Origin of the sequence: Thauera aminoaromatica S2, from assembly GCF_000310185.1 — a bacterium.
In the GTDB taxonomy this organism is placed as follows: domain Bacteria; phylum Pseudomonadota; class Gammaproteobacteria; order Burkholderiales; family Rhodocyclaceae; genus Thauera; species Thauera aminoaromatica.
The window spans coordinates 1-20,295 of the sequence record NZ_AMXD01000072.1 but is presented as its reverse complement, the minus strand read 5'-3'; the positions used below and the strand labels follow the sequence as shown (position 1 = coordinate 20,295).

The following is a 20,295-nucleotide window of genomic DNA, read 5'->3' as shown; positions in this document are numbered from 1 at the left end:
GTGCTGCCCTTGCTCGCGCGCGGGCGCAGCGCGATCTGGCGGCTGGCGCACGCGCGCCTGGCGGCGGCGCCGGGGCAGGCGGTGGTGGCGGGGGCAGGGGTGATCGCCAGCGTCGCGCTCGCGGTGTCGATGGCGATCATGGTGAATTCCTTCCGCGTCTCGGTGGATGAGTGGCTCGCCCAGGTCTTGCCGGCAGACCTGTACGTGCGTGCCTCGGCGGCGAGTGGCAGCGGCTACCTCGATCCGCCTGCGCTCGTGGCGATCGCGGCCACGCCCGGCGTGGCGCGAGTAGAGACGACGCGGCTCGTGAACCTGCGCCTTTCGGACACCGAGCCGCTGTTCAGCGTGCTGGCGCGCCCGACGCAGGGCAACCGGGGGCTGCCGCTGGTGAGCGGATCGATGGAGCCGGTGGCCGGGGACGCGGAAGGCCTGCCTCCGGCCTGGGTGTCGGAGGCGGCTGCCGACCGCCACGATCTGGCGCGCGGCAGCCGCTTCGAGCTGCCGCTGGGAGGCCGGATGCAGGCCTTCCGCGTCGCCGGGGTGTGGCGCGACTACGCCCGCCAGCACGGCGCCGCGCTGATCGAGCGCCGCGACTACGTCGCCCTCACCGGCGACGACCGGGTAAACGACGCCGCGCTACTGCTCGAGCCGGGTGCCACCCCGTCAGCGGTGGCGCAGGCGCTGCGCGAGCGCTTCGGCGCCGAGCACATCACCATCGCGCTGCCGGGCGAGATCCGCGCGCTCAGCCTGCAGATCTTCGATCGCACCTTCCTGATCACCTACCTGATGGAGGCGGTCGCGGTGGTGATCGGCCTGTTCGGCATCGCCACCACCTTCGCCGCGCTCGCCGCCACCCGCCAGGGCGAGTTCGGCATGCTGCGCCATCTCGGCTTCACGCGCGCCGAGATCGGGCGCCTGATCGCCACCGAGGGCGCGCTGACCGCAGGGCTGGGCGTGATCGCCGGACTCGCCGGCGGCGCGGCGATCGCCCGGGTGCTGATCGAGATCATCAACCGGCAGAGCTTCCACTGGAGCATGGAGCTGGCCGTGCCGTGGAGCGGGCTGGCGATCTTCGCCGTCTGCCTGGTGCTGCTGGCGGCGCTGGTGGCCCGGCTCGCCGGAAGGCACGCGATGCGGCGGTCGGCGGTGCTGGCGGTGAAGGCGGATTGGTAGGGGGTGAGGCGTGAGGAGTCAGGAGTCAGGAGCGGTGGGGGCGGGCAGGCTCGCGGCGGGCGTTGCGCTTGTGGCGCTGGAGAGGCGGCTTGTCCGGCTGCGCGTGCTGCTCCTGGGAGCGCTGATGCTGGTGTGCGGTGGGGCAGCGCAGGCGCAGGATTCCGGACCGCCCTACCCGCCGGTCGTGCCGGGCAAGGCGCTGGTGTTTCCGCAGGATTTCGGCGCGCATCCGGCCTATCGCACCGAGTGGTGGTACATCACCGGCTGGTTGCGCGATGCGGCGGGGGTGGAGCGCGGGTTCCAGCTCACCTTCTTCCGCGTGCGCACGCGCATCGGCGAGGACAACCCGAGCCGCTTCGCGCCACGCCAGTTGGTGCTCGCGCATGCCGCGGTTGCCGACCCGGCGACCGGCAGGCTGCGCCACGCCGAGCGCTCGGGACGCGCCTATCCCGGACTGGTCGAGGCGCTGGAAGGGCGTACCGCGGTACGGGTGGATGACTGGTTCCTCGAAGGAGGAGAGAGCCCGGCGGCCGGCTACCGCAGCCGCATCGAGGCGGAGGACTTCGGTTTCGAGCTCGAATTCACCCCGGACCGCGCGCCAGTGCCGAACGGGCGCGATGGCTACAGCCAGAAGGCGCCCGATCCGCTCAATGCCAGCTACTACTACAGCCGCCCGCAGCTCGCGGTGAGCGGCTCGCTGCGCCTGGATGGCGAGCCGGTGGCGGTGAGCGGCCATGCCTGGCTGGATCACGAGTGGTCGAGCGAGATCCTGCCCGAGGGCGCGCGCGGCTGGGACTGGATCGGCATCAACCTCGGCGACGGCGGCGGCCTGATGGCCTTCCGCATGCGCGACCACGAGGGCCGCGCGCTCTGGGCGGCCGCGACCACGAGCACGCGCGATGGCAGCGTCCGCATCCACCCGCCCACGGAGGTGCGCTTCGAACCGCTGCGCCGCTGGCGCTCGCCGCGCACCGGAATCGAGTACCCGGTGGAGTGGGCGGTCACGGTGGGCGAACGGCGCTACCGGCTGCGGCCGCTGATGGACGACCAGGAGCTCGACAGCCGCGCCTCCACCGGGGCGATCTATTGGGAGGGCGCGGTGCGCCTGCACGAGGCGGGGGGGGGCCGGGGAGGGCCCCGAGCTCGGGCGCGGCTACCTGGAGATGACCGGCTACGCCGAGCGCTTGCGCATGTAGAAACCATGAAGGGCCATCCGTTCCCTCTCCACCTGACCCCGTTGCACGGGAGCTCGCGGCAGAGCGAAATTCCGTCTGACGCGTAGAACGCCAACGCCCGCCGGACCAGCCACGCGAGCCCGGTGCCGGCAACACCTCATCGCGCCCGTTTCGCCAGCGCAGCCGTCAATGAAGCTGGCTGGATGCTGCCGGCCCTGGCGCCTGAAAGGCCGCGCGCGCCTGTGCAAGGCGTCCTTCCAGTTCGTCCTTGGACAAGACGTCCTGCTCATGCAGCCAAGAGAACTTTGCGATCTCGTCCTCGAGCGTGTTGCGCATGTCCAGTTCGCCATAGAGAGCAAGGAGCTGGTCCTTTCGCCGGCGGTTGATTTCATCGACGATCCGATCATGCTCGCGGTCCTGAATCACGAGGACGTTACCCGCTTGCGAGCGGAAAACCGAATACTTGACGGTTGCCCAGCGGTACCAGACAAGGCAGATCACCCCGATGAGAAGCCAGAAGCCTCGCCCCTGAAGCGAGTCGCCGGTGACCATCGCGTGCCCCAATTGCAGCACACCGATGACGCACCAGATCAGTCCGGCATTGCGCAGCCATTCGTTCCGCTCGATCGAGACCGAGGCCTTCGTCGGGAAGCCGGCGTACTGCACGTCGATGTCGCCGGAGCCGCTGCGGTCCTTGTACGCATAGTTGAAGCTGTCGTCGTTGAACGTGAACTTCAATCGGTTGGAACGCTTCTTCTGGTTGATTTCCACGGAGTCCTCCGGTTCATGGGTTGTCTTGCGCCGTCAGGCAAGCCGCTTGATCAGCGCCACGACGCCCAGCAGCAGTGTCAGTTTGGTAATCGACAGCAGGTTCCTGCTCATCTGCTCCTTCATCAGCGCTCGACCTTCACCCCGGACCCGCACCCACGGATAGAACACGAGCACGCCCCACAGAGCGACGGGCAGCAGCGCGACGAGCGCGAACCAGGCGACGCCGCCATCTCCGACCCGTAAGACAGCCTCGCCGGGGTTGAACGTCGCCCTCAACACCCAGGGCGTGGCGGGATCGTTGGTGCGCAGGACAGTGTGGCGGGCACCGGGCGCCGCACGGATATACACATCCCGCGACACCGCAAGACGAGCGCGCTCGCCCGTCTCCAGGATGTGGCCCTCGAGCGTGTAGCCGGGTGACAGGCTGAAGCCCGATGCGGGCGGTGTCAGGGCGGTCGTGACGAAGACCGCGTCTCTGGCCCAATCGGTGCGCAGCACGAGGCTCCCGTGCTCGACGGCGCCTCGAACGATCAGGAACGCGAGGGTCGCGACCACTATCGTCATCAGGATGGCGCTAGGTGCTGCGAGGGCTTGCAGCCGCCGCGATCGGCGCGTTGCGCGTTGCAGCGCCAAGAGGCCCTTGTGGTGCCGCTCGAGCAGCAAGGCAGCGGCGGACACCGGCTCGAGCGTTCGACGCCCCTCCTGGTCCAGGAAGTTGAAGTGCGTCGCGGATTCAAGGCAGGTCAGCAAGCGTGCAAGGGATTCATTCAGGTTGCCGCTGTTCAAGCGCTCGGCGTCGACGGCGAGGCTCACCTCGATCGAGTTGTCGTAGGTGCCGATCAGGACGCTCCCGCACTCCCAGGTGCCGACCAGGCGTGCGAAGCGATGCAGGCGCCGGATGGAAACCTCCGGGTCCTGAACGCGGCCGAGCAGATCCGGTACTTCTTCTGCCTCCACCGGCAATGGCTGCAGATCGGGAAACGCCTTCTTCAATCGTTCGACGGTTTCACGCGCACGCGTGGACAGGGTCGCGCATGCTTCAGGGCTCTCGTCGGCCGCCCAACGCGCATCGCTCGTCAGGTCCGAGCCCTGCTGCAGAAGGCGGAGGTGGCCGAGCACGAGGTCGAAACTGTAGCTATGCTGCATGCGTTTCCCGCCGATCAGGAGCTGCCCTGGATTATGCCGAAGAACTTCAAGCCCACAAGGTACAACCGACTTGTGATGGGCATGTTGCTGTCGTTTCTGGCTACCGGCCACAGCCAGGCCAACGACCATGCTGCCGGCCGGACCTTGCGTCCGACGGCGGTAGCCCTTCACATCCACGAGGAGATCGCCGACCAACGCTTTGTTCCGAAACTGGTCGCGCGCCTGCAAGGCAGCCTTGCACCACCGATCGTGACGATCCCGACCAAGATGGATCTCGCGCCTTTTCGGCCAACGCTCGGGCTCATGGATGCGCGTCCGCTCCTCGATGCATTGATCGGCAGCATCGACTGGCGAGGGGATGGAACGGTCGTTCGCGTCGTCGTGATCGCCGACGACATGCAATTGAAACCGGCGCGTTTCAACTTTGCCGCCAGTGCGGGAGACACGAGTACGCCGTTTCACCTTTCGATCGTTTCGCTTGCAAGGCTGCAGCAACTCACCGACCGTGGGCGCGTGGATCGCGACCCCGACCGCACCGCGCAACGCGCGTTCAAGCTGATCGCCAAGAACACCGCCCGACTCATGGGATACGCGTCGAGCGATGCCTGCCTTTTCGCCTTTCCCCGCAGCCTTTCCGAACTCGATGCCACGCCTGAGAACTTCTGCGAGCCGGATCTCTCGGCCCTTGTCGCGGCGGGCATCGCTCGATCGCCGCAGTGATTGCCCAAGGACGCAGCGGTGCAGCGAGACTCAAAACCTGTGATCCGGAGTGGCGTCCTTCCTCGTCGGCCATTGCCCTGAATGCGATAATGGCAGCTTTCCAGACTCGAACAGGATTCCCCACGTGATTCTCGTGACAGGCGGCGCCGGCTTCATCGGCGCGAACTTCGTGCTCGACTGGCTCCAGGGTTCGGAAGAGCCGGTGATCAACCTCGACGCGCTGACCTATGCCGGCAACCGCGAGACGCTCGCGCGCCTGGAAGGCGACGCGCGGCACCTCTTCGTGCATGGCGACATCTGCGACCGCGCCCTGGTCGAGCGCCTGTTCGCCGAATACAAGCCGCGCGCGGTGGTGCACTTCGCCGCGGAGAGCCACGTCGACCGCTCCATCCACGGTCCCGGCGCCTTCGTGCGCACCAACGTAGACGGCACCTTCACCCTGCTCGAAGCGGCGCGCGCGCACTGGAGCGCGCTTCCCGCCGGCGAGCGCGAGGCCTTCCGCTTCCTGCACGTGAGCACCGACGAGGTCTACGGCTCGCTCGGCCCGAACGATCCCGCCTTCACCGAGACCAAGGCCTACGAGCCCAACAGCCCCTACTCGGCGAGCAAGGCGGCGAGCGACCACCTGGTGCGCGCCTGGCATCACACCTACGGCCTGCCGGTGCTCACCACCAACTGCTCGAACAACTACGGCCCCTACCAGTTCCCCGAGAAGCTGATCCCGCTGATGATCGTGAACGCGCTCGCCGGCAAGCCGCTGCCGATCTACGGCGACGGCCAGAACGTGCGCGACTGGCTCTACGTGGGCGATCACTGCAGCGCGATCCGCGAAGTGCTGGCGCGCGGCCGCCTCGGCGAGACCTACAACGTCGGCGGATGGAACGAGATGGCCAACCTCGAGATCGTGCACACCCTGTGCGCGCTGCTCGACGAGCTGCGCCCGAGTGCAGCCGGCAGCCACGCCCGCCTGATCACCTATGTCAAGGATCGCCCCGGCCACGACCGCCGCTACGCGATCGACGCGCGCAAGATCGAACGCGAGCTCGGCTGGCGGCCGGCGGAGACCTTCCAGAGCGGCATCCGCAAGACCGTGCGGTGGTACCTGGACAACCCGGCCTGGATCGCCAACGTGCAGAGCGGCGCCTATCGCGACTGGGTGGCGCGCAACTACGCCGGACGCGAGGCCCGCGCATGAAGATCCTGCTGCTCGGCAAGAACGGCCAGGTCGGCTGGGAGCTGCAGCGCGCGCTCGCGCCGGTCGGCACCGTCGTCGCGCTCGACCGTGGCGGCGCCGACGGCCTGCATGGCGACCTCGAGGACCTCGATGGCATCGACCGCACCGTGCGCAGCCTGGCCCCCGACGTGATCGTCAACGCCGCCGCCTACACCGCTGTCGACAAGGCCGAGACCGATGTCGAGCGCGCGCAGCGCATCAACGCGGAGGCGCCGGGCGTGCTGGCCCGGGCCGCGGCGACCGTGGGCGCGCTGCTGGTGCATTACTCGACCGACTACGTCTTCGACGGCAGCGGTGACACCCCCTGGCGCGAGAATGCCCCGACCGCACCGCTTTCCGTGTACGGCCGCAGCAAGCTCGCCGGAGAGGAGGCGATCCGCGCCGCGGGCTGCCGTCACCTGATCCTGCGCACGTCCTGGGTGTATGCGGCGCGCGGCGGCAACTTCGCCCGCACGATGCTGCGCCTCGCGGCCGAGCGCGAACGCCTGACCGTCATCGCCGACCAGCTCGGCGCACCCACCGGCGCGGAGCTGATCGCCGATGTCAGCGCGCATGCCCTCCGTGCCGAACACGCGGACCGCAGCCTGGGCGGCACCTATCACCTCGCCGCGGGCGGCGAGACGAGCTGGCATGGCTACGCAAGCTTCGTGATCGAGCAAGCGCGCAAGCTCGGGGCGACGCTCAAGGCAGGCGAGATCGCGCCGATCGGCACCCGCGACTATCCGACCGCCGCGGCGCGGCCGCTCAATTCACGGCTCGACACCTCGCGGCTGCGCGAACGCTTCGGTCTCGCGCTGCCCGACTGGCGCGACGGCGTCGCCCGCATGCTGCGCGAGATCCTGGACTGAAGCACCCGGCCGAACGACAGAACAACGCAAGGACCCGATTCATGACCATCAAGAGCGTGATCCTCTCCGGCGGCTCCGGCACCCGACTGTGGCCGGCGTCGCGCGAGAGCTATCCCAAGCAACTCCTCCCCCTTACCGGCGAGCGCTCGCTGCTGCAGGAGACCGCGCTGCGCCTGAAGGACTTCCCCGGCGGCGAGGTCGACCCGCGTCCGCTGGTCGTCACCAACGAGGAGTATCGCTTCATCATCGCCGAACAACTCCGCCAGATCGGCGTACGTTCGCCACAGATCGTACTCGAGCCGGTGGGACGCAACACCGCGCCGGCGCTCACTTTGGCCGCGCTGGTTGCGGTGGAGGAGGGCGATCCGATCCTGCTGGTGATGCCTGCCGACCACGTCATCACCGAACAGGTCGCTTTCCAGCATGCGATCGCGATCGGCGCCAAGGCGGCAGCCAAGGGTGCGCTGGTGACCTTCGGCATCGTGCCCGACCGCCCCGAGACCGGCTACGGCTACCTCCGCAGCGGCGAGGCGCTGGCGGAGGGCGAGGGCGCGCGCGCACTGCTCGAGTTCGTCGAGAAACCCGACCGCGCCACCGCCGAGGCCTACGTGGCGAGCGGCGCCTACTACTGGAACAGCGGCATCTTCATGATGAAGGCCTCGGTGTGGTTGGCGGCGATCCGTCGCTTCGCGCCCGAGATGGCCGCGGCCTGCACGACGGCGGTCACCGGCTGCACCCACGACGCGGACTTCATCCGTCTCGACACCGCCGCCTTCGAGCGCAGCCCGAGCGACTCGATCGACTACGCAGTCATGGAGAAGCTCGCCGAAGCGCCGGAGCTCGGGCAGGGCGTGGTCGTGCCGCTGTCGGCCGGATGGTCCGACGTGGGCGCCTGGGACGCGCTGTGGGCGGTGTCGGCCAAGGACGGGGAGGGTAACGCCGCGCGCGGCGAGGTCCTCTTCGAGGCCTGCCGCAACACGCTGGTGCACGCCGGCAGCCGCCTGGTCGCCGCGGTGGGCTGCGAGGACATGGTGGTGGTCGAGACCCCCGACGCGGTGATGGTCGCGCACAAGGATCGCACGCAGGACGTCAAGAAGGTGGTCGCGCGCCTGAAGGCCGAGGGCCGCACGCTCACCCAGAGCCATCGCAAGGTCTATCGTCCCTGGGGCTGGTACGACTCGATCGACGCCGGCGAGCGCTTCCAGGTCAAGCGCATCGTGGTCAATCCGGGCGCCAAGCTCAGCCTGCAGATGCACCACCACCGCGCCGAGCACTGGATCGTGGTGAAGGGTACGGCGGAGGTCACCAACGGCGAGCGCAGCTTCCTGCTCGCCGAGAATGAATCGACCTACATCCCGCTCGGCCACACCCACCGCCTGTCGAACCCGGGCAAGGTCCCGCTCGAGATCATCGAGGTGCAGTCGGGCAGCTACCTCGGCGAGGACGACATCGTCCGCTTCGAGGACACCTACGGCCGCAGCACGGCTTGAGCGTCGGATCAGCCGCTGCCGCCCGGTACGCGAAGCGGCGCGTGTATAATGCGCGCCGCTTCACTTGTGCTGAAGTGTGCGGGGATGGCGGAATTGGTAGACGCACTGGATTTAGGTTCCAGCGCCGCAAGGCGTGAGAGTTCGAGTCTCTTTCCCCGCACCAGGGTTTTCAATCTGGCATTGCACGCGCGTGCTGCAGCGTTCCCGCAAGCGCGCTCGCGGCCAGGAAGTCCCCCTGCAGTAGGTGCAACTAAAACAGCGAGAATATGTGTTATGTAAACAAATATCCGACATGGCATCTCGGTGCGAAGAATTCGCCTTCCAGCCTTAGAATCCCGCCTGTCCTCCTCGCTCCTTCCTGCCTCCCACCCCTCGCGTCCCTCGCGATCCCATGCAAGCGCCCCTCGAATCCCACGTCACCCTCTTGGTCGTCGACGACGATCTCGTCGCGCAGGCGCGCATGAATGCCTACTTTTCAAAGGAAGGCTACCGCGTGCTGCTGGCCGGCGACGGCGAGTCCTTCTGGCGACAGCTCGCCCAGGGAGAGGTCGACCTCGTGCTCCTCGACATCAACCTGCCCGGTCAGGACGGCTTGTCGTTGGCGCGCGAGCTGCGCGCGCGCGACGCCTCGATCGGCATCATCCTCGTCACCAGCCGCAACGACGACGTCGACAAGATCGTCGGGCTCGAGGTGGGGGCCGACGACTACGTGACCAAGCCCTTCAACCCGCGCGAGCTGCTCGCCCGCGTCAAGAGCCTGCTGCGGCGCAGCGCGACGCGTCCGGCGGAGACGGCGGACAGCCTGCGCTTCGCGGGCTGGGTGCTGGAACTTTCGCGGCGCAGGCTGCGCGACCGCGCGGGGCAGGACGTGGCGCTGACGCGCGGCGAATTCGAAGTGCTCGCGCTGCTGGTGCGCCACCCCGGCGAGATCCTCGACCGCGATCGCCTCAGCCGCGCGGTGAGCGGGCACGACTGGTCGCCGCAGGACCGTTCGGTGGATGTGCTGGTGCGCCGCCTGCGCGCGAAGCTCGACGATCCGGCACGTACGGACTCGCTGATCGCAACGATCCGCGGCGAGGGCTATCGGCTGGCTGCCGACGTCGAGCCTGGCGGGGTCTGATCCGGCCTTTGCGCTTCGGCGTCGTCCGCCGCAGAACGCAAGGCGTCGAGCGCCTGCAGCGTGTACGACCAGGCCTCGCCCAGCTCGCCCGCGCGCGCGGCCAGGTCGCCGATCGCGCCCGCGCGCGGCGCGTCCCCCTTCGGGTCCGGTTTCAGCGCCTCCTCCAGCGCGCCCGCGCATTCCGCCAGCCGCCCTGCCCCCACGTTGCCCGCGGCGCCGCGCAGCTTGTGCGCGAGGCGTGCGCAGGCTTCGTGCTCGCCGGCGCGGGCGGCGGCGAGCAGCGCGTCGATCAGCGGCTGGCCCTGCGTGCGAAAGACGCCGACGATGTCGGCCACGGTCTCCTCGCCCAGCGCCTCCCGCTCCGCACGCAGGAAATCGGCGTCGATCCAGTCTGTCGCCTGCAGGACCTCCGCGACACCCGCCGTGCCTTGCGTGGGTGCTGCGGCCGCTGGCTCGGCAAGGAGATGGCGTATGACCGGGATAAGGGGAAAAACTGTACATATCACCTGTAACCGGTTGATCTACAACTAATCCTGATGACGTGCCAACCGCTGCAATTCTCCGTTACCCTTGCATGCTGGCACGGATACCGGAGGATCAGGATGGCGTCACTGGAGCGCACTGCATACCCGCAGTTTCTGAGCTAGGGGTCGTCTCAGAAAACGGAAAATAAAGCACGCTAAGCCGGTTGCAGCGGCCGTAGCGGCCTGAACTTGCCCGCGCCGATCTTGGCGCTGCTGCGCCAGAGGTAATCGCCGGTCAGGTTGATGTGCTCCCAGCCGAGCGGCGACAGGTACTGCAACAGGCCGTCATCGACGGCTTGACCGTGGCCACGCAAGGCGTTCGCGGCCCGCTCCAGATAGACCGTGTTCCATAGCACGATGGCCGCCGTCACCAGGTTGAGGCCGCTGGCCCGGTAGCGCTGCTGCTCGAAGCTGCGGTCGCGGATTTCCCCCAGGCGGTTGAAGAACACGGCGCGGGCCAGCGCGTTGCGCGCCTCGCCTTTGTTCAGCCCGGCATGCACGCGGCGGCGCAGCTCGACGCTTTGCAGCCAGTCCAGGATGAACAGTGTGCGCTCGATGCGTCCCAGCTCACGCAGGGCGACGGCCAGGCCGTTCTGGCGCGGGTAGCTGCCAAGCTTCCTGAGCATCAGCGAGGCCGTCGCCGTGCCCTGCTTGATCGAGGTGGCCATCCGCAGGATTTCATCCCAATGGGCGCGGACGTGCTTGATGTTGAGCGTGCCGCCGATCATCGGTTTCAACGCCTCGTAGGTGGCATCGCCCTTCGGGATGTAGAGCTTGGTGTCGCCCAGGTCACGAATGCGCGGGGCGAAGCGGAAGCCCAGCAGGTGCATCAACGCGAAGACGTGGTCCGTGAACCCTGCCGTGTCGGTGTAGTGCTCCTCGATCCGCAGGTCGGATTCGTGATACAGCAGGCCGTCGAGCACGTAGGTCGAGTCGCGCACGCCGACGTTCACGACCTTGGTGTGGAACGGCGCGTACTGGTCGGAGATATGGGTGTAGAACGTCCGCCCTGGGCTGCTGCCGTATTTCGGATTGATGTGGCCGGTGCTCTCGGCCTTGCTGCCGGTGCGGAAGTTCTGGCCGTCCGACGATGACGTGGTGCCGTCGCCCCAATGCTCGGCGAAGGGATGTCGGAACTGCGCGTTGACCAGCTCGGCCAGTGCCGCCCCGTAGGTTTCGTCGCGGATGTGCCAGGCTTGCAGCCAGGCCAGCTTGGCGTAGGTCGTGCCGGGGCACGATTCCGCCATCTTGGTCAGGCCCAGGTTGATCGCGTCGGCGAGGATCGTGGTCAGCAACAGGTTTTTGTCCTTGGCCAGGTCGCCTGACTTCAGGTGGGCGAAGTGCCGGGTGAAGCCCGTCCATTCGTCTACCTCCAGCAGCAATTCGGTGATCTTGACGTGCGGTAGGATCATCGCCGTCTGGTCGATCAGGGCCTGTGCGGTATCGGGCACCGCCGCATCGAGCGGCGTGATCTTCAGGCCCGACTCCGTGATGATGGCGTCCGGCAGCTCGTTGGCCAGCGCCATGCGGTTGACGGTGGCGAGCTGCGTTTCCAGCAGCGTCAGCCGGTCATGCAGGTACTGGTCGCAATCGGTGGCCACGGCCAGCGGCAATTCGCTGGCCTGCTTGAGGCTGGCGAATTTCGCGGGCGGCACCAGGTAGTCCTCGAAGTCCTTGAACTGGCGCGAGCCTTGCACCCAGATGTCGCCGGAGCGCAGCGCGTTCTTCAGCTCCGACAGCGCGCACAGTTCGTAGTAGCGCCGGTCGATGCCGGTGTCGGTCATCACCAGCTTCTGCCAGCGCGGCTTGATGAACTCGGTCGGCGCGTCGGTGGGCACCTTGCGGGCGTTGTCGCTGTTCATGCTGCGCAGCACCTCGATGGCGTCGAGTACGTCCTTGGCGGCGGGCGCGGCCCGCAACTTGAGCACGTCGAGAAATTCCGGCGCGTAGCGGCGCAGCGTGGCGTAGCTCTCGCCGATGCGGTGCAGGAAATCGAAGTCCTCGGGTTGCGCGAGCCGCTGCGCTTCGGTGACGCTCTCGGCGAAAGCATCCCAGGACATGACGGCCTCGATGGCGGCGAACGGATCGCGGCCCGCTTGCTTGGCCTCGATCAGCGCCTGGCCGATGCGCCCGAACAGCCGCACCTTGGCATTGATCGCCTTGCCGGATGCCTGGAACTGCTGCTGATGCTTGTTCTTGGCGGCATTGAACAGCTTGCCCAGGATGCGGTCATGCAGGTCGATGATTTCGTCGGTGACGGTGGCCATGCCCTCGATGGCGAGCGCCACCAGGGTCGCGTAACGCCGCTGCGGCTCGAACTTCGCCAGGTCGGCGGGCGTCATCTGGCCGCCCTCGCGGGCGATCTTGAGCAGCCGGTTCTGGTGAACCAGCCGCTCGATGCCGGAGGGCAGGTCGAGCGCCTGCCACGCCTTGAGGCGTTCGATGTGTTCCAGCATGTGCCGCGAGTTCGGTTTGACCGGGGATTGCCGCAGCCAGGCCAGCCACGTCGTCTTGCCGTTGTCGCGGCGCTTGAGCAGATCGTCGAGGCGACGGCGATGCACGTCCGTCAGCGGCTCAGCCAAGGCGTCGTAGAGACGCCGGTTGGCGCGGGTAATCGCTTCGGCGCTCGCCCGCTCGACGGCGTTGAGGGCGGGCACAATGACCGACTGCCGCCGCAGGTGCTCGATCAAGGCTCTGGCCAGCACGATGCCCTTGTCGGTTTGCATGGCCAGCTCGGTCAGCAACTGGACAGCCTGCCGGTAGTGGCCAATCGTGAACGGCTGGAAGCCGAACACCGTTTGCAGCTCGACCAGGTGCTCGCGTCGGGTCTGCTCACGCTGCCCGTACTCGTCCCAGCTTTCGATGCCGACCTTGAGCTGGTTGGCGACCAGTCTCAGCAATGGCGGGAACGGTGGCTCATCAGCGCCAAGGATGACGCCGGGAAAGCGCAGGTAGCAGAGCTGCACCGCGAAGCCCAGCCGATTGGCCGGGCCGCGCCGCTGCCGGATGATGGAGAGGTCGCTTTCGCTGAACGTGTAGTGACGGATCAACTCATCCTTGGTGTCCGGCAACGCCAGCAGGCTTTCGCGCTCGGCGGCGGAGAGGATCGAACGGCGGGGCATGCGGTTTCCTTCTTCTTGAAAACGTAGGTTTGTGACAAGCCCGCCAAGGCAACCGGCGCGGCACGGGAATCAAGGCATTGCGATTCTCGAAAATAGTTCTTGAAATTCTATTCTTGATTGCATATCATCTCAACGAGTTTCGATAAGAAAGGATGCGCATGCGACCGTCTGTTGTGCTTGACATGAAGCGAAGCGCAGTGCGTGAAGCGGTAGGCCGCTTTCGCGCCGCGAACCCGCGCGTCTTCGGCTCGGTGCTGCATGGCACCGACCGGGATGGCAGCGACCTCGACCTGTTGGTCGATGCGCTGCCCGGTGCCACGTTGTTGGACTTGGGCGATTTGGAAGAAGAACTGAAATCGCTGCTCGGCGTTGACGTCGATCTGCTGACTCCCGGCGACCTGCCGCCGAAGTTCCGGGCCAAGGTGCTCGCGGAGGCGCAACCGATATGAGCGAGAACCGCCTGCCCGATTACCTCGACCACATTCAGCAGGCCGCAACCGATGCGCGCAGCTTCGTGGAAGGGATGGCCAAGGACGACTTCTTGGCCGACAAGCGCACCCAGCAGGCCGTCATCATGAGCCTGATCGTCATCGGCGAGGCGGCCACAAAGGTGATGGATGGCTACGTCGAGTTCACCCAGGCGCATGCCGACGTGCCGTGGCGCAGCATGCGCAATATGCGTAATCGCATGGCTCACGGCTATTTCGACATCAACCTCGATGTGGTGTGGGAGACGGTACAGGAATGGCTGCCGGCGTTGCTCCAGCAATTGCCCGCCGTGCGTCAGGATGCCGACGATGAAGACCGTAACGACAAAGGCATGGAGCCATGACCAATCAAGCCGCCGATGTTCGGCCCCTCTGGCGTGTTCGATCCCGCGACCTATGAGCCGCGCTCGGGCAAGACCTTCTGGATGGCCGCAACGGACGTGAGTTCGCTGGTGGGCAAGGAGGCAGCAGCCGACACGCTCATCGGCAACTGCACGACCGCACGACCAGCCTCCCGTTCAAATTCGAGTTAGAACTCATATCCAGCCTGTCTGGGGGCACTGTGAAAGAGGGATCTCCGATGACTGTTGAATCGAGAATATTTTCTGTAGCCGAGTATGTTCAGCCGTCCGAAGGCGAGCCTATTCGTTCCGTTGTGCTTGAAACCCGAGACTCAATTATCGTGGTTTGGCATGTCCATCCCGGGCAGGAAATTGCGGCTCACATTCATCCTCACGGCCAAGACACGTGGACTGTTTTGTCGGGAATGGCTGATTACTTTCAGGGCAATGGGATTGTTCGTGCCCTCAGGGAAGGTGAGATAGCCGTGGCAAGACCGGGCCAAGTGCACGGGGCGCGAAATACAGGTACCGAGCCATTTGTGTTCGTCTCGGTTGTGGCATCAGCCAATGCCGGTTTCGTATTGGCTGAGCGATAGAGCCCAATCTCTGGAGTTGGTCCAATGAGCGGTCGGGGAGATAGGTAACAGACATGCAGCGGACACGGCTGCTAAACCAGGTCGCAAACCTCCTTGCGTCGCAGCGTGCCGCAAGCGACGCGATCAATCGAATGGGGTCGGCATGAGACTGAACACCATCCAGTTCCCGACCGCGTAGCCGCCTGTCCTGCCGATCAGGTCTTGACCATCGACGCCTGGGATCAGTCCTGAATGTTCTTGGAGACCACTACGTTATGAGCCGCAGCCGCCGCAAAACACCCATCGTCGGGCACACGACCTGCGGCAGCGAGCGCGAGGACAAGAAGCTCTGGCATCAGCGCTGGCGCACCCGTGAGCGCACGGCGCTGACCAGCGCGTCGCCCGAAGCCCTGAGCGCCCATCTGCCCCTGCTGGAAAACCAGGCCAGCAGCGTCTGGTCGATGGGCAAGGATGGCCGCTCCTACTGGCCCGTCAAGCGCCAGGCCGCCACGGCGGATCGCATCGCCAATCACAAGGGACGCAACCCGCAAGAACGCGCCTCCCTGAAAAAGCGCCTGCTGCGCAAGTGGATGAGCAAATGAAGCTCTCCTTCCATCAGCACATTGCGCTGTTCTGGATGATCGGTGCTCCGGGCGTCTTCGCGCCCGTGATCGAGAACGCCAAGCGGCCCGATGCCGGCGCCGTCATGGCGTGGGGTGTCGCGATCGTGGCGGTGATGATCCTCTTCACCCCTTTGCTGCTGCGCTGTCCACCATTCCGGCGCTGGTATGGCCGGACGGATGCGCTGTCGGAGCGGCAGCGCCAGGCGCTTGCCGAGCGCGGCCTGCGCCGCTACTACCAGACCGCTTTCGATGACGGCTACGTGCCCCGCGTGATGCCCTACGTGTGGCGCATCATCTGGACGGTCGGCGGGTTGATGGCTGTGACCGCCGTACTGCCTACCAACACCGGACGGCCAGCCTTCGATGCCTTGGTGGTCTTCTCGACCTGGTATCCGATAGGCGTGATGCTGCTGGTTTTCGCGTCGAGGCCCCTTGGCCGGTTGATTCGCCAAAGAGCACAGGAGCGGCGGAAATGAGCACGTCAACCATCGAGGCGCTGGCCAGCGCCTGGGCAAGGATTGCCGAGGAAGCGGAATTCCCCGCTGACTACGAGGGGACTGCCACACCACAAGCGCATCGGGCTAGCGAAGCTATTCAGGAGCAGATTCGGGAGCGCATCGTCGCCACCAACGACATGCGGCTGTTCAGCCTGCTGCACCTGCTGGGTCAGGCGTCGCTGCGCATGGAGCAAGCGCTGTGGCCGGAGGATTACGAGCGGATGACGCGCGAGGTTGAGGAAGCCCTGCGGCAAGCCACCGACGCCAACGCCAGATCGTACACCCACGAAGAAGTGATGCAGGCGATGCAGGAACGCATCGACCGGGCGCGAGACAAGCCATGTTGATTGGCTATGCGCGCGTCTCGACGCAGGATCAGAACCTGGAGCTGCAACGCGAAGCCTTGAGCAAGGCCGGATGTAAAAAGGTCTTCGAGGACAAGGTGAGTGGCACGCGGGCAGACCGGCCTGGCTTGGCCAAGACGCTCGAAATGCTGCGCGAAGGCGATACTTTGGTCGTCTGGAAGCTCGACCGGCTGGGCCGGTCGGTCAAGCAACTGGTCGATCTGGTCGGCGATCTGCACAAGCACGGTGTCCAGTTCAGGAGCCTCACCGACTCCATCGACACCGGCACACCATCCGGGCGGTTCTTCTTCCACGTCATGGCGAGCCTTGCCGAAATGGAGCGCGAGCTGACCGTCGAGCGCACCCGCGCCGGGCTGGAAGTCGCCAAGCAGCTCGGCCGCAAAGGCGGCCGCAAGCCGAAGATGACCGACAGCAAGATCGAGTCGGCCAAGAAGCTGCTGGCCAGCGGGGTGCCGCCCAAGGACGTGGCCAAGAACCTCGGCGTGTCCATTCCGACGCTGTACCGCTGGGTGCCAGCCTCCACGCACGCTTAGCGTGCTTTATTTTCCGTTTTCTGAGACGACCCCTATCAGATCGCACCGGCACTGCCCTGAGAAATCCCTTCTCCGCCTCCGAAAGCCGATGAATCCACCTGCCGATCCCCTTGCCCGCATCGCCCGATGGCTGCGCGAGACCGACGGGCTGATCGTCGCCGCGGGCGCGGGCATGGGGGTGGATTCCGGGCTGCCGGATTTCCGCGGCCCCGAGGGCTTCTGGCGGGCCTATCCGGCGCTCGGCCGCGCCCACGTGCGCTTCGAGGAGATCGCCAATCCGGCCGCGTTCGAGCGCGATCCGGCGCTCGCCTGGGGGTTCTACGGGCACCGCCTGGCGCTCTACCGGCGCACCGTGCCGCACCGGGGCTTCGCGCTGCTGCAGGAGATCGCCGCGGGATTGCGCGGCGGCGCCTTCGTCTTTACCTCGAATGTGGATGGGCAGTTTCAGAAGGCCGGCTTTGCCGATGCGCGGATCATGGAGGTGCACGGCTCGATTCATCACCTGCAGTGCCAGCGCGGCTGCCGGGGCGCGGTGTGGTGCGCGGAGGGCTTCGAGCCGCAGGTGGACGAGGAAGCCTGCAGACTGCTCGGCGAGCCGCCGCGCTGCCCGCATTGCGGCGGCGTCGCGCGGCCCAACATCCTGATGTTCGGCGACTGGGCCTGGATTCCACGCCGCACCGAGGCGCAGGAGGCGGGGCTGGTCGCCTGGCTGGAGCACGTGCGCAGGCCCGTGGTGATCGAGCTCGGCGCGGGCGAGAACGTGCCCACGGTGCGCCGCTTCGCCGAGTCGATCGGCGGACGGCTGGTGCGCATCAACCCGCAGGCGGAGCCGATGCTCCCGGCGGGCGCGATCCACCTGCGCTGCGGTGCACTCGAAGGCATTGCCACCGTCCATGCGGCCCTGGTCCGGCACCGCTGACCCGACGCCCGATTCGCGCCTTGCGGCGCTCCTTCTACATTAACCGGCACGGCTGCGGGCGTAACCGGCGATCAGCTGTCGACGTGCGTCGATCTCCGGAGCGCCCGTTTCGCGCCTTGCGGCGCGCCTACATTTTTCCCACGCGGTATACGCGGGCCTCGTAGGGTGCGAGCTCGAGCGCGTGGGCGGCAGGGTGCGCTTCGACGGCGCGGTTGGCGAGCAGCAGGCGTTCGTGGCGGAGCACCACGCCGGGATGATCGAAGCGCGCCGGGCGAGGGCTCAGGTTGACGATCACCGCAATGCGCTCGCCGTCCAGCCGGCGCTGGTAGGCGTAGATCTGCGCGTCGTCCTTCATCAGCAGGCGATAGTCGCCGAGCACCAGCGCCGGCTCGGCCTTGCGCAGCGCGATCAGGCGGCGGTAGTGGTTGAGCACCGAAGCCGGGTCGTGGCGCTGCTGGGCGACGTTGATGCGGCGATGGTTGGGATTGACCGCCAGCCACGGCCGTCCGCGCGTGAAGCCCGCCTGAGGGCCGTCGTCCCACTGCATCGGCGTGCGCGCCGGGTCGCGGCCGGTGAGGACAAGGTCGGCGACGATCGCGCCCTCCTCCTCGCCGGCCAGGCGGCGCTGCGCGTAGTCGTTCTTCGCCAGCACGTCGTCGAAGTCCTCGATGCGCTCGAAGACGCCGTTGGTCATGCCGATCTCCTGGCCCTGGTAGATGAAGGGCGTGCCCTCCATCAGGAAGTACATCGTCGCCAGCGCGGTCGCGCTCTCGCGCCACAGCGCGCCGGTGTCGCCCCACTTGGAGACGACGCGCGGGATGTCGTGGTTCTCCAGGAAGAGCGCGTTCCAGCCCTTGCCGTGCAGCGCATGCTGCCAGCGCGACAGCACCTTCTTGAGCGCGACCACGTCGAGCGGCGCGCCGGGCGCGCGCGACCACAGCGCCAGGTGCTCGAACTGGAAGATCATGTCGAGCCGGCCGCGGTCGCTGCCCACCCACTCCACCGCCTCGCGCGGGCCGACGCCGTTGGCCTCGCCCACGGTCATCACGTCGTAGCGGCGGAAGGTCTCGCGGCAGAGCTCGCCGATGGTGTCGAGCACGCCGTCGACGTTCATGTGCATGGCGAAGGACGGCACCCAGGGCAGGCCGCGTGGATTGGGCAGGTCGGGCAGGCCCGGCATCTTGCGGATGTGGCTCACCGCATCGAGGCGGAAGCCGTCGATGCCCTTGTCCAGCCACCAGCGCACGATGTCGTGGAAGGCCGCGCGCATCTCCGGATTGGTCCAGTCGAGGTCGGGCTGGCGGCGGGTGAACAGGTGCAGGTAGTACTGCCCGGTGGCCGGGTCCCGGGTCCACGCGGGGCCGCGGAAGATGCTCTCCCAGTTGTTGGGCGGATGCCCGTCGCGGCCCTCGCGCCAGATGTACCAGTCGCGCTTGGGGTTGTCGGGCGAGGCGCGCGACTCGAGGAACCAGGGGTGCTCGTCGCTGGTGTGGTTGAGCACCAGGTCGAGGATCAGCCTCATGCCGCGACGGTGGACTTCGGCGAGCAGGCGGTCGAAATCCTCCATGGTGCCGAAGGTCGACAGGATCTTGCGGTAGTCGCGGATATCGTAGCCGTTGTCGTCGTTCGGGGAGTCGAAGATCGGGCAAATCCAGATCACATCGACGCCCAGCCATTGCAGGTAGTCGAGCCGCGCGAGGATCCCGCGCAGGTCGCCGATGCCGTCGCCGTCGCTGTCCATGAAGCTGCGCGGGTAGAGCTGGTAGGCGACGGCGGATTTCCACCAGGGGGCAGCGGGGCTCGAAACCGGCTGCGGGCCGACGGAGGGGGCTGCAGAAGAGGGCATGATTGCACCGAGCAGGCGGGTTGTTCGGGAGGCCGCGTTCGATTGTAGGCCCGCGCCCGCGGGATGACGAACGCAGGCCGGACGAACCCGTGCGCCTGTTGCCATCGCAGGCGCGACGGAACCTTGAATTGCTGCGCCCCCGCCCCCCCGGCTGGAGCACCGGGCGACGCAGGCGGAGAATCGCGACTTGCGTCGCTCCTGCGGACAAGGCCGGCTGGCGGCGGGTAGCCCCCGTGGGCGCGACGGGGGTCCTGATCAGGGTGATTCGGCCCCACCACGGCGCGGGGGAACGGAATCGGGGCACGGCGATTACAGGCAGGTGCCTTGGGGCAGCTACGGACACCCGGGCCGGGCAAGCGCCTTTGCACGTGGCAGAATCGGGGGTCATGAACGCCACCCCTGCTCCCTATCCCCGCCTGGTCGCCGACATCGGCGGCACCAACGCGCGCTTCGCCCTCGTCGAGGCGCCCGGAGCGGCACCGACGCATCTGCGAGCGCTGCGCTGCGCGGAACACAGCGGCCCGGAGGCCGCGTTGCGCGCCTGGTTGGCGGACACCGGCGCCCGCCTGCCCGCTTACGCCGCCTTCGGCATCGCCACGCCGATCGACGGCGACGGCGTCGCGATGACCAATCATCCCTGGCGCTTTTCGATCGGCGCGCTGTGCGGCGCGCTCGGCCTGCGCCGGCTGACCGTGGTGAACGATTTCACCGCGCTCGCGCTCGCGCTGCCCGCGCTCGGCGACGGCGACCTGGTCCGCGTCGGCGGCGGCGAGCCGCGTGCGGGC

At 67.1% G+C, this 20,295-nt stretch carries 21 protein-coding genes and 1 tRNA gene; 17 read left to right on the top strand and 5 right to left on the bottom strand.

Annotation, left to right across the window (positions count from 1 at the left end):
• Both C665_RS11960 and C665_RS11955 read left to right on the top strand, forming a co-directional pair.
• Positions 1–1,173 (top strand): ABC transporter permease (locus C665_RS11960; RefSeq protein WP_040829127.1); only part of this gene is annotated, 1,173 nt, incomplete at its 5' end.
• Between the two features lie 103 nt (positions 1,174–1,276).
• Positions 1,277–2,455 carry a lipocalin-like domain-containing protein gene (locus C665_RS11955; protein WP_004310871.1) on the top strand — a complete coding sequence of 393 codons (1,179 nt, stop codon included), beginning with the start codon at positions 1,277–1,279 and terminating at the stop codon, positions 2,453–2,455.
• 79 nt (positions 2,456–2,534) lie between these two features.
• On the opposite strand, the gene C665_RS11950 is transcribed toward C665_RS11955, so the two are convergent.
• Positions 2,535–3,119 carry a hypothetical protein gene (locus tag C665_RS11950; protein WP_004310869.1) on the bottom strand — a complete coding sequence of 195 codons (585 nt, stop codon included), beginning with the start codon at positions 3,117–3,119 and terminating at the stop codon, positions 2,535–2,537.
• Positions 3,120–3,152: 33 nt separating this feature from the next.
• On the bottom strand, positions 3,153–4,265 hold the full coding sequence (locus C665_RS11945; protein ID WP_004310867.1) for a hypothetical protein: 1,113 nt from the start codon (positions 4,263–4,265) through the stop codon (positions 3,153–3,155).
• Between C665_RS11945 and C665_RS11940 the strand changes: the two genes are divergently transcribed.
• From C665_RS11940 to C665_RS11915, 6 genes are all read left to right on the top strand, one after another.
• Complete coding sequence (locus C665_RS11940; protein WP_004310865.1) at positions 4,257–4,985, top strand: hypothetical protein; 729 nt, start codon at positions 4,257–4,259, stop codon at positions 4,983–4,985. The genes C665_RS11945 and C665_RS11940 overlap by 9 nt on opposite strands.
• Positions 4,986–5,109: 124 nt before the next feature.
• Positions 5,110–6,180: a dTDP-glucose 4,6-dehydratase gene (gene rfbB / locus C665_RS11935; RefSeq protein ID WP_004310864.1), complete on the top strand. Its 1,071-nt coding sequence runs from the start codon at positions 5,110–5,112 to the stop codon at positions 6,178–6,180.
• Positions 6,177–7,067: a dTDP-4-dehydrorhamnose reductase gene (gene rfbD, locus C665_RS11930; protein ID WP_004310862.1), complete on the top strand. Its 891-nt coding sequence runs from the start codon at positions 6,177–6,179 to the stop codon at positions 7,065–7,067. Before rfbB ends, rfbD begins: the two co-directional genes overlap by 4 nt.
• Before the next feature lie 41 nt (positions 7,068–7,108).
• On the top strand, positions 7,109–8,557 hold the full coding sequence (locus C665_RS11925) for a mannose-1-phosphate guanylyltransferase/mannose-6-phosphate isomerase (protein ID WP_004310859.1): 1,449 nt from the start codon (positions 7,109–7,111) through the stop codon (positions 8,555–8,557).
• Positions 8,558–8,635: 78 nt separating this feature from the next.
• Positions 8,636–8,720 (top strand) — tRNA-Leu (locus C665_RS11920).
• A gap of 228 nt (positions 8,721–8,948) precedes the next feature.
• On the top strand, positions 8,949–9,677 hold the full coding sequence (locus C665_RS11915; protein WP_004310857.1) for a response regulator: 729 nt from the start codon (positions 8,949–8,951) through the stop codon (positions 9,675–9,677).
• Here the strand turns inward: C665_RS11915 and C665_RS11910 are convergent.
• Positions 9,638–10,012 carry an Hpt domain-containing protein gene (locus C665_RS11910; RefSeq protein WP_004310856.1) on the bottom strand — a complete coding sequence of 125 codons (375 nt, stop codon included), beginning with the start codon at positions 10,010–10,012 and terminating at the stop codon, positions 9,638–9,640. The two genes, C665_RS11915 and C665_RS11910, sit on opposite strands and share 40 nt — an antisense overlap.
• A 344-nt stretch (positions 10,013–10,356) precedes the next feature.
• Positions 10,357–13,323 (bottom strand): Tn3-like element ISPa38 family transposase, encoded by a 2,967-nt coding sequence (locus C665_RS11905; protein ID WP_003100881.1) that lies wholly within the window; start codon positions 13,321–13,323, stop codon positions 10,357–10,359.
• A 182-nt stretch (positions 13,324–13,505) separates the two neighbouring features.
• Here C665_RS11905 and C665_RS11900 point away from each other — a divergent pair, with 182 nt between their 5' ends.
• The 8 genes from C665_RS11900 to C665_RS11870 all read left to right on the top strand — a co-directional run bounded on the left by C665_RS11900 (position 13,506) and on the right by C665_RS11870 (position 17,664).
• Entirely contained in the window at positions 13,506–13,772 is a 267-nt protein-coding gene (locus C665_RS11900; RefSeq protein ID WP_016487057.1) for a nucleotidyltransferase family protein, read from the top strand.
• A complete protein-coding gene (locus C665_RS11895; RefSeq protein ID WP_003100872.1) occupies positions 13,769–14,155 on the top strand; it encodes a HepT-like ribonuclease domain-containing protein in 387 nt (128 codons plus the stop codon). Before C665_RS11900 ends, C665_RS11895 begins: the two co-directional genes overlap by 4 nt.
• Positions 14,156–14,391: 236 nt before the next feature.
• Complete coding sequence (locus tag C665_RS20285) at positions 14,392–14,748, top strand: cupin domain-containing protein (protein WP_003465043.1); 357 nt, start codon at positions 14,392–14,394, stop codon at positions 14,746–14,748.
• Between the two features lie 254 nt (positions 14,749–15,002).
• Positions 15,003–15,329 (top strand): hypothetical protein, encoded by a 327-nt coding sequence (locus C665_RS11890; RefSeq protein ID WP_003100858.1) that lies wholly within the window; start codon positions 15,003–15,005, stop codon positions 15,327–15,329.
• Positions 15,326–15,826, top strand: a complete 501-nt coding sequence (locus C665_RS11885; protein WP_003100856.1) for a hypothetical protein — start codon at positions 15,326–15,328, stop codon at positions 15,824–15,826. Before C665_RS11890 ends, C665_RS11885 begins: the two co-directional genes overlap by 4 nt.
• Positions 15,823–16,194 carry a hypothetical protein gene (locus C665_RS11880; protein ID WP_003100853.1) on the top strand — a complete coding sequence of 124 codons (372 nt, stop codon included), beginning with the start codon at positions 15,823–15,825 and terminating at the stop codon, positions 16,192–16,194. The genes C665_RS11885 and C665_RS11880 overlap by 4 nt, the downstream gene beginning before the upstream one ends.
• Positions 16,188–16,745, top strand: a complete 558-nt coding sequence (locus tag C665_RS11875) for a recombinase family protein (protein WP_003100847.1) — start codon at positions 16,188–16,190, stop codon at positions 16,743–16,745. The genes C665_RS11880 and C665_RS11875 overlap by 7 nt, the downstream gene beginning before the upstream one ends.
• Positions 16,746–16,833: 88 nt before the next feature.
• The gene (locus C665_RS11870; RefSeq protein WP_004310855.1) at positions 16,834–17,664 is read left to right on the top strand and encodes an SIR2 family NAD-dependent protein deacylase; all 831 of its coding nucleotides are present in this window, start codon (positions 16,834–16,836) and stop codon (positions 17,662–17,664) included.
• Between the two features lie 127 nt (positions 17,665–17,791).
• Here the strand turns inward: C665_RS11870 and C665_RS11865 are convergent, their stop codons facing one another.
• Positions 17,792–19,510, bottom strand: coding sequence for a glycoside hydrolase family 13 protein (locus C665_RS11865; RefSeq protein WP_157277043.1), 1,719 nt, complete (start codon positions 19,508–19,510; stop codon positions 17,792–17,794).
• Positions 19,511–19,896: 386 nt separating this feature from the next.
• Here C665_RS11865 and C665_RS11860 point away from each other — a divergent pair.
• A partial coding sequence (locus C665_RS11860; RefSeq protein WP_004310852.1) for a glucokinase occupies positions 19,897–20,295 on the top strand: 399 nt, incomplete at its 3' end.